The sequence below is a fragment of the Paenibacillus terrigena DSM 21567 genome, from assembly GCF_000374845.1.
In the GTDB taxonomy this organism is placed as follows: Bacteria; Bacillota; Bacilli; order Paenibacillales; family Paenibacillaceae; genus Paenibacillus_K; species Paenibacillus_K terrigena.
Window position 1 is genome coordinate 48,960 of record NZ_KB895423.1, and the last position, 13,808, is coordinate 62,767.

General features: G+C 37.9%; 16 protein-coding genes and 1 pseudogene. 16 read left to right on the forward strand and 1 reads right to left on the reverse strand.

The window, feature by feature from the left end:
- Positions 1-120: 120 nt before the first annotated feature.
- From C558_RS0124800 to C558_RS0124825, 5 genes are all read left to right on the forward strand, one after another.
- Positions 121-684 (forward strand): sigma-70 family RNA polymerase sigma factor, encoded by a 564-nt coding sequence (locus C558_RS0124800; protein WP_018759001.1) that lies wholly within the window; start codon positions 121-123, stop codon positions 682-684.
- On the forward strand, positions 650-1,933 hold the full coding sequence (locus tag C558_RS0124805) for a DUF4179 domain-containing protein (protein ID WP_018759002.1): 1,284 nt from the start codon (positions 650-652) through the stop codon (positions 1,931-1,933). The genes C558_RS0124800 and C558_RS0124805 overlap by 35 nt, the downstream gene beginning before the upstream one ends.
- Before the next feature lie 252 nt (positions 1,934-2,185).
- Positions 2,186-2,842: an HAD family hydrolase gene (locus tag C558_RS0124810; protein WP_026264126.1), complete on the forward strand. Its 657-nt coding sequence runs from the start codon at positions 2,186-2,188 to the stop codon at positions 2,840-2,842.
- Positions 2,843-3,446: 604 nt separating this feature from the next.
- A complete protein-coding gene (locus tag C558_RS0124820; RefSeq protein WP_018759005.1) occupies positions 3,447-3,929 on the forward strand; it encodes a DUF2975 domain-containing protein in 483 nt (160 codons plus the stop codon).
- 10 nt (positions 3,930-3,939) lie between these two features.
- The gene (locus tag C558_RS0124825; RefSeq protein ID WP_018759006.1) at positions 3,940-4,167 is read left to right on the forward strand and encodes a helix-turn-helix domain-containing protein; all 228 of its coding nucleotides are present in this window, start codon (positions 3,940-3,942) and stop codon (positions 4,165-4,167) included.
- A gap of 149 nt (positions 4,168-4,316) precedes the next feature.
- On the opposite strand, the pseudogene C558_RS35240 reads toward C558_RS0124825, so the two are convergent.
- Positions 4,317-4,430, reverse strand: a pseudogene (locus C558_RS35240) (helix-turn-helix domain-containing protein); the annotation flags it as partial.
- Positions 4,431-4,772: 342 nt separating this feature from the next.
- Here C558_RS35240 and C558_RS0124830 point away from each other — a divergent pair.
- The 11 genes from C558_RS0124830 (at position 4,773) to C558_RS0124885 (ending at position 13,593) form a co-directional block, all read left to right on the forward strand.
- Entirely contained in the window at positions 4,773-5,966 is a 1,194-nt protein-coding gene (locus tag C558_RS0124830; protein ID WP_018759007.1) for an ABC transporter substrate-binding protein, read from the forward strand.
- A gap of 283 nt (positions 5,967-6,249) precedes the next feature.
- Positions 6,250-6,600, forward strand: coding sequence for a helix-turn-helix domain-containing protein (locus C558_RS0124835; RefSeq protein WP_018759008.1), 351 nt, complete (start codon positions 6,250-6,252; stop codon positions 6,598-6,600).
- 234 nt (positions 6,601-6,834) lie between these two features.
- Positions 6,835-7,179: a hypothetical protein gene (locus tag C558_RS0124840; protein ID WP_018759009.1), complete on the forward strand. Its 345-nt coding sequence runs from the start codon at positions 6,835-6,837 to the stop codon at positions 7,177-7,179.
- A 259-nt stretch (positions 7,180-7,438) separates the two neighbouring features.
- Positions 7,439-8,029 carry a P-loop nucleotide/nucleoside kinase family protein gene (locus C558_RS0124845; protein ID WP_018759010.1) on the forward strand — a complete coding sequence of 197 codons (591 nt, stop codon included), beginning with the start codon at positions 7,439-7,441 and terminating at the stop codon, positions 8,027-8,029.
- Between the two features lie 765 nt (positions 8,030-8,794).
- Positions 8,795-9,376, forward strand: a complete 582-nt coding sequence (locus tag C558_RS0124855; protein WP_018759012.1) for a YfjL-like protein — start codon at positions 8,795-8,797, stop codon at positions 9,374-9,376.
- Positions 9,377-9,673: 297 nt separating this feature from the next.
- Positions 9,674-10,210, forward strand: a complete 537-nt coding sequence (locus tag C558_RS0124860; RefSeq protein ID WP_018759013.1) for a hypothetical protein — start codon at positions 9,674-9,676, stop codon at positions 10,208-10,210.
- A gap of 261 nt (positions 10,211-10,471) precedes the next feature.
- Positions 10,472-11,074 carry a hypothetical protein gene (locus tag C558_RS0124865; protein ID WP_018759014.1) on the forward strand — a complete coding sequence of 201 codons (603 nt, stop codon included), beginning with the start codon at positions 10,472-10,474 and terminating at the stop codon, positions 11,072-11,074.
- Between the two features lie 40 nt (positions 11,075-11,114).
- Positions 11,115-11,693 carry a class I SAM-dependent methyltransferase gene (locus C558_RS0124870; RefSeq protein WP_018759015.1) on the forward strand — a complete coding sequence of 193 codons (579 nt, stop codon included), beginning with the start codon at positions 11,115-11,117 and terminating at the stop codon, positions 11,691-11,693.
- Positions 11,694-11,807: 114 nt separating this feature from the next.
- Entirely contained in the window at positions 11,808-12,428 is a 621-nt protein-coding gene (locus tag C558_RS0124875; RefSeq protein ID WP_018759016.1) for an alpha/beta hydrolase, read from the forward strand.
- A gap of 130 nt (positions 12,429-12,558) precedes the next feature.
- A complete protein-coding gene (locus C558_RS0124880; protein WP_018759017.1) occupies positions 12,559-13,071 on the forward strand; it encodes a GNAT family N-acetyltransferase in 513 nt (170 codons plus the stop codon).
- 114 nt (positions 13,072-13,185) lie between these two features.
- The gene (locus C558_RS0124885) at positions 13,186-13,593 is read left to right on the forward strand and encodes an ApeP family dehydratase (protein WP_018759018.1); all 408 of its coding nucleotides are present in this window, start codon (positions 13,186-13,188) and stop codon (positions 13,591-13,593) included.
- Positions 13,594-13,808: the final 215 nt, after the last annotated feature.

The window sequence follows — 13,808 nt, forward strand, 5'->3', positions numbered from 1 at the left end:
ATCTTGGGGACATTACCGTTTTTACCGGAATTTTATTCCCCTCCGCGTATAAAGTTTTTGTCGTACAAATTGAACTTTTATAACCTCTAGGGTCTCTTATCTATGAAAAGGGGAGAGAACATGAACGTAAGCCATCTTGTCAGACAAGCCCAAAAGGGCAACAAAGAAGCATTACTACAACTCATCATGGCCGATCAGGACGCTTATTATCGTCTTGCGTATACGTACATGGGAAACGAGCATGATGCGATGGATGCCATGGAAGACATGATTGTTACACTGTATGAAAAGATCGATCAATTGCAAAAGGGCGAAGCATTCTACAGCTGGAGCAAAACCATTCTCGTCAATCGGTGCAGAACATTACTCCGCAAAAAAGGTCGATTTTTTCCACTGGAAGACGAGCAAGATCTATCCCTTGCAGCATTCACTGACGATAATCCATATCGCCATACAGAGTCAGAGCTGAATATGCAGGTGTTGCTATCCCATCTGAATGCACAGCAGCGGGAAGCGATCGAACTTCGATATGTTCATGATCTTCCGTACCAGACGATTGCGGACATGACCGGCGCGCCGCTCGGAACCATCAAATCAAGAATCTCACAAGGCATACTTAAATTGAAAGCCATGATCGGAGGTGATCGTTATGGAGACGATCGAGGAGAAATTACAGGAGTATAAGCAGCAGACGGTGAATCAGATGCATGCGCCGTCAGAACTTGAGGGAAGACTTCGGGATGCACTGCAGCGTGTTCCTGCGAAAAAAAGAAGCATGAATAAAACCGTGGCATGGATTGCATCCGCTGTCGCAGCCCTCATTCTCATGGTTGGTGCTTACGAGTATCCTGCCTTAGCTTATTACTTTAACATCAACTTGAACACACTTAGTTTTGCTGAAGTGGTGGAGCAGGGCTACGGCCAATCTGTTGACAAAAGCATAACGCTTCAAGACGGCACGGTCGTTACAATTCAAGGTGTCATTGCTGACGATAATGTATTTCGCATGTATTACACCATTGATCGACCTGCAGGCATTGCGTTTACGGACGATGATTTTCGTCGATATGGATTCGAGAACTTGCGAGGATTCTTAACCAATTCAGATTCGCTAAGAGGCGGCGGCGGACCAGGCAAGACCAAGAGCCAGTTCGTCGGAGATCATGATTTCAAGCCTGTTAGTCCATTCGCTCGCACCCTAACAGTTACATTTACGGAGTGGTTGGATAATGGGAAAAAGCTATCTTATCCGATCACCTTCAACTTTGAAGCAAATAAAGCAATGAAGAGTATCATTAAGGAAGATCTTTCTGAATCCATCGCTGTTGATAAAGGGACGATTCATTATGATTATATTACAGCTTCCCCAACGTCAACCATCGTGAAGGGACACTATGAATTAGAAGAGTATCCGAGATTTTCAGGTGAAACCAAGCTGTATGTGAATGGAACAGAAGTAGGCAGGAGTGGAGCAGGGGGACATAATCCTGACTTTCAACTTCAATTCGCCGCATTCCCTACGGATAATATTCATTCCATTGATCTTGTCCTCGAAAATTTCGAAGGATATCACAAAATCAATGAACCCATCTCGCTTGCGTCACCTTCCGATCGATCCATTAAAATCGGAGATGAAAAGTTGTGGATTCGCAGCGTGACGAAAACCGAAACAGGCTATGATATCGTCATTGCCAGAAATCAGTTTACGTTCTTGGAAAAGGACAATTTATCCATCCAAGCTGGTGGACACGTCATTCCGGTATCTTCGATCTCCGAAGAACGTCCTTGGGATTTGAAGAATGGCAATATTATGTGGGAGCAGACGTATTCTTTCAACACCACGGACAAGCCGGAATTCCTGCTAGTGAACGGCTACCAATATATTAAAAAATACAATAAGAAAATATCGATACCAGTAGATAACAAAAAATAAACCATGCTCTAGTACCCGGAAAATAGACACTTTTGAAAAAAGAGTGGCTGTTCTCCGGGTTTTTGTTTTGGTACATTAAAAAATGAATAACTTACCAGAAAGGTGTAGATTACTCGGTAAAAAGGCTTTATTCTAGTATGAGCATTAAATAATCTGAGAAGGGGCTGATCATGTTGTACGGGAAAGCTGCTAGGAAGTTACATCAGGACCACTTGATGAGAATAAATAATGCATAAAAAGGGAGAGGAAGCAATGTCACAATCACTCATCTTTGATATGGACGGAACACTATTTCAAACAGACAAAATTTTAGAAATATCGCTCGAGGATGCTTTTAATCATTTAAGGGATCTAAATGAATGGGATTCAGTAACGCCTATTGATAAATACCTTGAAATTATGGGTGTACCTTTACCAAAAGTATGGGAAACTCTGTTGCCCAATCATTCCAATGAAGTAAGAGAACAAACTGATGCATATTTTCTAGAAAGATTAATTGAAAATATAAGAAGTGGGAAAGGGGCTTTATATCCTAATGTATTGGAAATTTTCAATCATTTAAAAGAGAATGATTGTTCAATTTACATAGCAAGTAATGGTTTAACGGAATATTTAAAGGCTATTGTGAGTTATTATCATTTGGACAACTGGGTTACTGAAACCTTTAGTATCCAACAAATTGAATCGTTAAATAAATCAGACTTAGTTCAAATTATTATTGAAAAATATGGTATTACCAATGCGGCAGTAGTAGGAGACCGCCTATCGGATATCAATGCAGCTAAAGATAATGGTTTAGTTGCCATAGGATGTAATTTTGATTTTGCACGAGACGACGAACTTTCTCAGGCTGATCTAGTTATAGATGATTTAATTGAGTTAAAAACAATAATACAGTTAAATAAATAGGTGTTCAACTAAACGGGACACGAGCGTTGAGGAGCTTGCTTGGAGGCAGCTCCTTTGTTTGTTGAGGTAGCGGGTAGGATAGTAAAAGAATTTGGGGGAAGAAATGTAGTGTTTTTAATAGGCACTTTAATCATTACGCTAACAGCAGATTAATGCAACAATAAAGAGGAGAAAATCGTGGATGACGGCCAACTCATCACGACCGGATCGGCAGGCGGACTGCATTTGGCACGTTAGGTCATGGAGCTTTTAGACGTTATGCCCAAGGAGGCGTTGAGCGCATGGTACGAATACTACCATACAGGCGATGCCAATCACTTTTGCGTGTTAATGGATGCTTTTTCGCCTCAACATTAAAAAAAGTTGTCATTCGAAAACTATTTTTTCGATACGTAACCTTGACTCGGTACTAATTTGAAGAACAGTAACATATAAATACGAACCAATTGAGTGCATTTCTTTGTAGTGAGGAATGCTTTTTTTGGTTGAAAAAAGATATTGATATAACAATAATAACACATTTAATATCAATATTTATTTATTGTATAACGATAAATATTGTGTTAAAGTCAAATTAAATTTATTAGTAAGTGAGGGGCTTTTTATGAAACGAGGAACAACACTCTTTTTAAAGGCAGCTGTTATTCTTATTGGAATACCAGTTCTTGCTTTGTGCATATTCTTGGTGCCAGAGTTAGCGGATTTTGCAGCAGAATTGTATCCAGATCATACTTATTTGAAATATCTCGTTTTTATCGATTTGTATGCAACGGCGATACCTTTTTACTTTGCTCTGTATCAAGCTTTTAAACTTTTGAGCTATATTGACAAGAACAAAGCTTTCTCGGAATTATCTGTAAAGGCTTTAAAGAATATAAAATACTGTGCCATCACAATCAGTACTTTGTACCTGCTAGGTATGCCACTCTACTATCTCATGGGGAAGAGAGTTGACCCTCCAAGTTTCATACCAATCGGATTGGTCATTATTTTCGCCTCTATGGTGATCGCCGTTTTTGCTGCTGTTCTCCAAAGACTTTTAAATGAGGCTATTGATATAAAATCAGAAAATGATTTGACGGTCTGAGGTGAGGAACATGGCGATTATAATCAATATTGATGTGATGTTGGCTAAAAGAAAAATGAGCGTAACAGAACTTTCGGAGAGGGTTGGAATAACAATGGCTAACCTTTCTATATTGAAAAATGGAAAGGCAAAAGCGATTCGATTATCAACATTAGAGGCGATTTGTAAGGCTTTAGAATGTCAGCCTGGAGATATATTAGAATACAAAAGTGACGAAGACACCAACATTATCGGTTAATGTGAATTTATTAGTTCGATTGGGAAACCATTTGCTGGCTGATGGAGGACCAATTCATTGAAGTAACGGGACACTATATCTTAAGGCCCCCATTAATTGATAATGGGGGCCTTAAATATATCCTTTAGTTTTGGGTTTGATTTTCTCTGTCAAAACATTGATGATTCTAATAAGTTCCGAATCTTGGAGGATCCGATTTTCGGAAGTGAGGAATCTGTGAGTTCTCTTGATAAGTACATTGCAATCTGCCTCGGGAAGGCTACTTAAAGACTTCAGTTCGCAAACCGAAAAACTCTGCCACGAATTGCTGGATCTTGTGGAAAATGCTACAAAGTTGGAAATAAGGATGCTGATTTCGATCGAAATAATATCATCGATATCGTGGATCTGTTGGCCATGGCAAGGAAAATCCTAGAGTAAGGTCTATTCACTGAGGAACAGATCCTTTGGACGACAAACAGGACAATTATCCAAAAGCAATCATTATAGCACCACTACATTGTACATAGTTTAAGATAATGGATTGGTAGGATATATCAATAAAAAAAGGGGATTATTGCTAAATAAAGAATATAGAATGAAACACCAAAAAAGGAGATGGATTCATGAAAACGGAACTAGTAGTGCAGATCGACGAACCGTGGCAAAAAGAAGCAGTGGAAGAAGTTGCGCGCCGCTTCGAAGTATTGAACCCTGGAGTGAAAATAATTGTTAAAGTTGTTCCTAACGGCGATATCCGTACAACCCTTTACACGGGGGAATCCAAAGCCGATCTTGTACAGTTGTTTAACGGAGACATCGTCGATTGCAGTAAGGATGGACTATTGCTTGATCTTCGAGCATGGCTGAGGCAGAATCATGAATTAGAAAGTTTGTTTCACCCTTCGATCTTCCGCCTGATACAGCCTGACGGACGAGTTGCAGTGCTTCCATTAAGCGCCAGTATGAAAGGCATTTTCTATAACAAGCAATGGTTTGACAAGGCGGGTATTCCTTACCCAGAAGAAGGTTGGACTTGGAATGATTTTATGGAGATAGCGATTAGGCTGCAGCGTGCGAATGTGCACAAAGAAGAATGTTTTGCGGCCCGAATCTCGTTTCACCGCGAGTATATTGGTCTTCTACTGCTCACGGCAGGAACAGATTGGTTGTCCCCCGATAAAAGAAGAGCCTCCGGGTACGCAAACAATGCGCAAGCTGTGCAAGCTGTGCAATGGGCAGTTGATCTTGTCCGCGAACACCAAGTTGCACGGGCGACCCAAGAGTATTTTGCGAACAGCGATTTGATTCGTAACGAAGTCGGGATGATTCTTGATTACTACGTTATGTTGCATGAAATTCAACCACATTTGAAGGAAGATCTCGGTGTCGCGGGATTGCCGCAATTTATCGATGGACATAGGGTGAACGAGCCATGGGTTTGCGGGTTCGGCATTTCTTCCAAAACAGCTAACCCTGAATTAGCCTGGTCTTTCCTTTGTGAATTGACCTGTACCAACAATGAATTGACCCGACTTGTGTCGGAAGGCTCAATTGCTCCGCTTCGCTCCGTATATTCGGAGGTAAGTCATGACAGTGATCCTTTGCGTAATGCCATACTGGCGGAACTCGAGAATAGTGCTCAACTTCCGGTTTCGTCAGGGAACACAGCCCTGTATCAATTGTTGGACGACTATGTGAATCCTGCTTTGGCCCGTATTGTGTTCGAAGGTGCCGACGTTAAGGGGACGCTGGATGATTTAGCCATCGTGCTGGACGGTAAACTTCAAGACCACTTTTCGGCACCTTTGTTAAGCTAACAGGTAACACTGGTACAACAAAGACACGAAGGCAGCCGGCCCGAATACGAATCGAGATTCTATATTGATAGTTTTAATATTGTTGAACTCTGACAAGAACATACTTACTCGACAATCGTATCTAGAGCTTCTGCGGCTATCCTGGATGCCCCGTTACCTGTGCGGTCAGGATAGATAAACAATTCCTAGAATAATACATGTATGGAATTATTTATTAAGTTCGTGAATAAGACGTTATCTGAAATACGACAAGTGCTTAATTTAATTATAGGAGGCAAGGGCGATGAAGCAACTAAATATAAGTGCAATAATTAGTTCTTTCATATTAGGCCTTTCTATTGTTATTAGTGGCGTGATTATTAGTAATTCTGGAGACAGAGAACTGAACAAAGACGGAACAAGTCAAAAAGAATATAAACCACTAATGACAATCAAAGAAACAGCTGAATACTTAAATATAACTGAACTCCAGGTAAGAACAATCATATCTAGTGAAGAAACCATGTTAAAGACCACTGGTACATATTCTAGCAAGATGTTTCCCATCTTTAGAATTGGGACCGATATTTATATAAGTACAGATGAATTAAAAGAATGGTTAAAGGAGTCTACAACGCTGAGAATACAATATTAATGAAAGTATTTCGAAGAAGGTCGTACTTCAGATAACAACGTATCTACGCTGTCGCTGTCGCTCCTTGGTCTGCCGAAGATTTTTCGGGGAAGCGGAATCAGCAGACAACCCTGTAAGGCTAAGTGGCGAAGCCACCCAGTCGCTACGCTCCTTTAAGCCTCTCGGATTCGTAGATACAAAACGTTAGATGAAATTGCTGTAATGAATTAAATAAGAAAACAAAGGGATAAAACCATGAAAAACTCAATAAATAAATATTTATATTATTTGGGATCAGGAATATTAGTATGTTTTGTTATATATATGATCGCAACTAATTCTTTTCAAAAGACTCAATATACGCTCTTTGTCTATGAGAATCAAGCAAGTAATATCAAGAAAGTTGATGGATTGGAAGATCCCAATAATAAAATAAGTGGCTACAGTTTTGGATTTCCAGGTATTGGATTTCCAGATAAGAGAATAGATGTATTAAGCACACCATTTTATGTATTAATAAAACAAAAGAATCAAGAAATTGAATATGTAACTGACAATGTTAAGAAATTAAACGAGTATCTAAAGAAACAAATAAAATAATTTGTAAGTGGATTTCGAAGAACTCAGCAACTTCACCTAACACTGTATCTACGCTGAGGGCTCTGCCCTGGGTTCGCAAGAAGTAGTGAGCAGAGATGTGATTTCAGCGCACAACCCTGCGAGGCTAAGTCCGTCGGACCCGGCGCATACGCACCTTAAGCCTGGTTCGCAGATATACCAACGTTATAGGAAATCAGCGCAAACCAGTAAATCACAAAACAAAATTACTCTCTGATCTGTTAAATAGGGGGATTATTGAATGATTATTCTAATTAGTGGAAATAGCAGTACTGGTAAGACACTTATGTCTCAAAAATTACTTGAGAAATATCAAATTCCCTATTTATCTATTGATCATTTAAAGATGGGGTTGTATAGAGGAGACTCTGCATGTGGGTTTACACCGCTTGATAGTACGGAACTTATTGGTGAGAAATTGTGGCCGATTATTAAAGGAATTATTATGACTAATATCGAGAATAATCAGAACATTATTATTGAAGGATGCTATATATTGCCTCATTTTATAAAGGATTTTGAAGTAGAATACTCTGAGAAAATCATATCAGTTTTCATTGGCTTCTCACAAAGATATATTGAAGAAAACTTCGCATCTAACATTGTGAAACATAGGAATGCTATAGAAGATCGGAGCTATTCAGAAGACGGGATAATAACTGATTACATTAATGACCATGATGCTTTTAGAAGGAAATGTCTAGACAGTGGTGTCAAATACTTTGAAATTGACAAAAACTATGAAGAAGAGATTATCAAGGTATATGATTTTATAGAGATTCAAAAACACGTGATTGATAGAAAATTCAAAGAAGGCGCTGACATCCTATAACAATGTGTTCACGCATCGGGGGACAAGCCCCCTCGGTCTCGGAAGATAATTCGGGGAAGCGATTGCTGGGACACATCCGCACCGACATACCATATCGCTGCCGCTCACTACGTTCTCTTAAGTCGGTGGGACGTCGTGAACACGGATACATTATTGGAAATCAGTCAAGAAATAGTATTTAGAAACCAAACAGGAAGGGGAAAGAAAAATTTTATAAATTTATCTAAGTTTAAAGCACTGGTTTTACGGGATGTTTCCTTCCGCTAAGGATCGAATTAGAATTACTAGTTCATTAATGTCTTTACTCCCAGTCATCATCGTGTTAAGTCTAGGTGGGCCATTGGAATATAGAGACTACATATTAATAACAATATGCATGATATTTATAATGGCGTCAGTGTTAAGTGCTTTATTCGATAGAATAATAGATTATGTATTAAAGAAATTAAAAACTAGAAAGACAAATAAAAAGGTTACGAACGAGTTAAATGATTGGAAAAATGATGAAATTAATTAAAGATAGCAAGTGATTTTATAGTGATTCGTTAGTATTTCAATAGGAGTGACTGACTTCATATAACAACGTATCTACGCTGTGTCGCTGACGCTCCTTGGTCTGCTGAGGATTGTTCGTGGAAGAGTAGTCTGTAGACAACCCTGCACTAACTAACCGCATCGCGGCCAGTCGCTTTGCTCCTTTAAGGTGGTGAGGGTTCGTAGATACAACAACGTTATACACAATGAACGAATGACAGGGGGCAAAACATGAGGAAAAGAAGTTGGTTTCTGATTTCTGTCCCAACTCTATTTATATTATCAATCGTATTCTTTGTTTATTCAGGATTAAACGGGAATCCAATAACGAAGTATTATTTTAAAAAAGAAGTAGAAAAATATTTGCACTTTGAGTACCCAAACAGTGAATTTACTATAAATTTAATTGGTTATGGATTTAAAGAAATGAATTACTATGGCGATGTTTCTCCTATGAAAAATAAAAATCTGCATTTTAAGGTAGAAGAAAATTATCAAGGCGAGCTATATGATACTTTACAGGAATCTACACAAGAGAATCAGGCAAATCAAAAGTGTAATAGTGAGTTAAATAAATACTTCAAAAATTCAACATGCAATGCAGATGTATTTGGTTCAAAAATGATAATACAAATTCATACAGAGGACAAAAAAGAAAATATTAAAGTATATGAAAACGAAATAATAAATTTTATACATTCTATATCTGATTTGGATCTTGATCTGTCCGTGCATTTTAATAATGAATGGATTTTTATTGATCAACATTCTTTTAACGATATTTATACAAATAAGAAACTCATATATGAATGACAAAGAGTATAAACTTGTAGGTTCGAAGAAGCGGTCACTGCGTATAAACCATATTCACGCATCGGGCATTCGCCCTAGGTCCGGCAGAAGTAAGATGAGGATTCGGGGTACAACTGGCAGCAGCAAGGAAACATATTCAGCCGGACACACCCGCACTACCTAACCGCATTGCGGCCGTCCCTCCGGGACTTAAGGTGGTGGGGCGTCGTGAATACATAACGTTATCTGAAATAACAAGCAAGAAATTAAATTAAATCGAAAACCCATATGAGGAAATCTATATGTGAGGTGGTCGTATTGAAGATAAAACTATGGATACCCATAGGAATTCTGCTGGTGGCAATAATTGCAGGGGCATTTATTTACACCTATCCGCATCATCTTACTTTCACCATGCAAGGAATCATGTATCAATTAGGTGAAGAAAATAAGGATTATGTAAAACCAGTTGCTGTATCTGTAAATGGTAAAATGAAAAAGAGCATACTGGGAGTAAGAACATTTACAGGGGTAATTGATATTGAAGGTGAAGATATACCTGTTCCCTCAGAAAATAGGAAATTAGAGCTTAGATTTAGCGAAAATGGTGAAGCACAACTATTGTATAGGTATATCATCAATGGTAATATTAAGCATTTTTCTTACGGTATTATATTTATTAATGACGATAGTAACAAGATTGCTATTATGAAATATCAAGCAACTCCTAATGGTAGGGGTTGGAACGGGGGTGATGGTTATATGATATCAACACCTGCACAAAATAGAGATGAGGCATTGGAAATATCAAATGAATTGTTAGATGATTTTTATACAAGGTTCACGCTAAAATGATTGGTGCATACTAACTAACGGAGAACATTTAATTAACTTTCGGTGAAGTGACCCCACAGAAATGTTTGATGGAGAATTGAAGGTAAGATCAAGGTATTAAGCAAATACATACAAGGAAACTATAAGGATTTTGTTGAAGGAGATAGAAAAGTACAAACCTTTGAAAGTGTCGCGGCCGATCGCTGTCGCTCTCTTAAGGCAGAGGGTTCGTAGATCCAACAACGTTATCAGAAATCAATTGCAGGACTATGAGGAGATTAAATGAAAAAAATTATTGCAATCATACTAATGGTTGGATTGATAATAAGTATGTACTTCAACTATCAAATGAAAGAGTACAAAGACTATCAAAAAGTTGATTATACTATTAAATTAAATCATGGAATTCAAATTGGTATAAAAGAATCAATTCAGAATTTAGATAATGTGATAAAAAGCTTAGAGGACAATTCTCCGAAGGAAACCGTCATAAACACATTAGGAAATTTGGCAGTATCATTGAAAGTTGGTGAAGAATCATTTGTCTTTCTTGATTCCGATTTCAAGGAAGATAAATTATCATCAACTTATTTAATCTATAGTGTATTTAGAGATATGTATTGGTATATAAAAGCAGATATCACAGACGGCATTTTATCGAATAAGGTGTCGCTAGAAAAAGAATCGAGAAAACAACTTATTAAGGATATAGGAGTTCTTAAACAAGATTTGGAGTATATTGATAGTCGATTTAACGAGGATATTTTGAAAGAACAAAGTCCTCAGTGGATTGAAAATAAATGGAAAGAGTTAATTGGAGAGATTGTAAGTAGAAATACGAATTTTAAGTTATATGAAAGAATTGGAATGAAGTACAATTTGTGAGTGGTTCGTGGAAGGCAATTGACATAAAGGAGCAAACTATATGGTCGATATTTCAAAGGTTGCAATAACTGAACCATTAAGGATCATTGTTGGAGCATCATCACAATCATATCCGGGGTGGATACAGACACAAGAAAATGAGCTAAATTTACTGAATAGAGATGATTGGTATAGGAGCTTTGGAGACAGGAAAATAGATATTATTTTGTGTGAGCACGTATGGGAACATTTAACTTATGAAGAAGGTATAGAAGCCGCTAGGATTTGTTATGACTTTTTAAATTCCGGAGGATATGTTCGTTGCGCTGTTCCTGATGCATTTTTTCGTAATGAATGGTATCAGAACATAGTTAAGGTTGGGGGACCGGGACCATTAGATCATCCTGCTGCTAGCCATAAGATTGTACATAATTATAAGACTTTACGCAGTGTGTTCGAAGAGGCGGGGTTTGAAGTTAAATTATTGGAGTATTGTGATGAGGAATGTAAGTTTCATTATAATGATTGGAATCCTGAAGGGGGATACATATACAGATCATTACGATATGATCATAGAAATAAAGAAGAAGAATTGGGTTTCGTTTCTCTAGTCATAGATGCAGTTAAAAACGTTTTGTAAGTAATCTGCGAGGCTAAGTCTAGCGACCTAGAGCTGAAGCTCCTTAAGCCTCTCGGATTCATGAATACTATAACGTTAGACGAAATCACCTGAAGAAAGAAAGGATGGGAGACAATGAAAAAATTAGAGATTCTAACCGTACCCTCGTTTTGGAAAACCGAAATGAAACAAAAATATTATCAACTTCATGAGGAAAACAGTAAGTTGGTTGTTCTGTTTCCAGGAAAAAACTATTCTTGTGAGAAGCCAAGTCTACATTTTGCTGGAACTTCCGCAATTCAAAGTGGTTTTGACTTATTGGTTCTTGAATATGGATATCAAGCTGCGAGAACGAATTTGGATATTAATGATCTGCCAAGAGTAATAGAAGATAGCCATGAATCTGTTCGACGAATAATTAACAAGTATAATGAAGTCATTTTTATTAGTAAGAGCATAGGCACAATAGTTGCGGGTGAAGTTCATGGAAAACTTGATATTCCAATAAGACATTTATTTTTGACACCAATTAAAGACACAGTACACTATATCAACAAGTATAATGGACTTGTGGTTTATGGGACAAAGGATGAAGTGTTTAATACTGAACTGGCAAACCAAATTAACATAGACAAAGTCAGAAGGGTAATAGAAATTCCTAATGCAAATCACTCTCTGGAAACCAACAATGTTGAGGAAAGTATCGAGATTCTAGGTAAACTTGTAAGGATATATATGGATTTTCTAAATAAGTAACGATTGTAGGTATAACAAGGTGACTTCGTATAACACATATTCACGCTTCGGCATTCGCCCCTCGCGAAATGACCGTAAGTCTGATAAAGATCTAAACTAATAAACCAAAAACAAAAGGTGGTAGCTTATAGTGATTTACCCGAATATTGAAACCGAAAGACTATTCATGAGAGAACTAACTCTGGATGATGTTGAAGCAGTATATAGACATTTTTCATACCCTGAGGTTACGAAGTTTATGGATATTGAGGTATGTAAAGATTTAAGAGAGGCAGAAGAAATTATTGCTTTTCATATAAACGATTCCGGTTGTAGATATGGATTATTTAATAAAGAGAATAATGAGCTTGTCGGGACATGTGGTTTTCATTGCTGGTCAACAGAGGATCAAGAGATAAAAGCTGAAATAGGTTTTGATTTGTCCCCGGATTACTGGGGGAGGGGTCTGATGCAGGAAGCTTTGATGAAGGTTTTACGAGTGGGATTTAACCTTATGAAGTTAGACTATATTGAAGCGTCAACAGAAGTAGATAATATCAAGTCGCAGAAGCTTTTAATAAAGATGGGATTCAATCAAGAGAATGAATTGAAGGACAACCTAGTGTATTTTACATTGAGAGATAAAGAAACAATTTGTGAGTAATTCAAGAAGACGGTAACTACGCAAAACAATATATTCACGCTACGGGGATTTCGACCCTTGGTTCGCCATATGAGGGTGGAGCTAAGGGAATAAATAATTTTGAGGAGCATATCAATGATTGATATTCCAAGCATAATTCCACATCGATATCCATTTTTAATGATTGATCGGATTATAGAGATAGATCAAGGAAAATGGGCTAAGGGATATAAGAATGTGACATGTAACGAATGGTTTATTACTGAAACAAGTCACAGTATGCCAAGTATGATGATTGTGGAGGCGTTAGCGCAATTAGGAGCATTCACAACATCAAGTAAAGAGAATAGTTTGGGCTTTCTTTCATCTTTAAATGGTCTTGAAATTATAGGCAATGCGTATCCAGGTGATCAAGTTGAATTATATTATGAAGTTATAAAGAATAGAAGAGGTTTTGTACTGGGCAAAGGAGTGGCCACTGTTGGAAACCGAGTAATTATTAGAGCAGAACAGATTATGATATATATACAAGGCTCCTCATGATTTGATTCACAAGTAATTATGTGTGAATATAAAAGAGGGCAATAACACGGTAACGCCGTGTCGCGTTCGCTCCTTGGTATGACGGAGAAATTAAAAGGAAGTCAGGTAAGGGCCTTTCGGCCCTTGGTTCGCCCGATGAGTGGAGAAAGTAAAAACCAACCCTAAGGTTGAGGCCAGAGATGGGTTTTGTTCCTATACGACTTAGAAGGGAATAA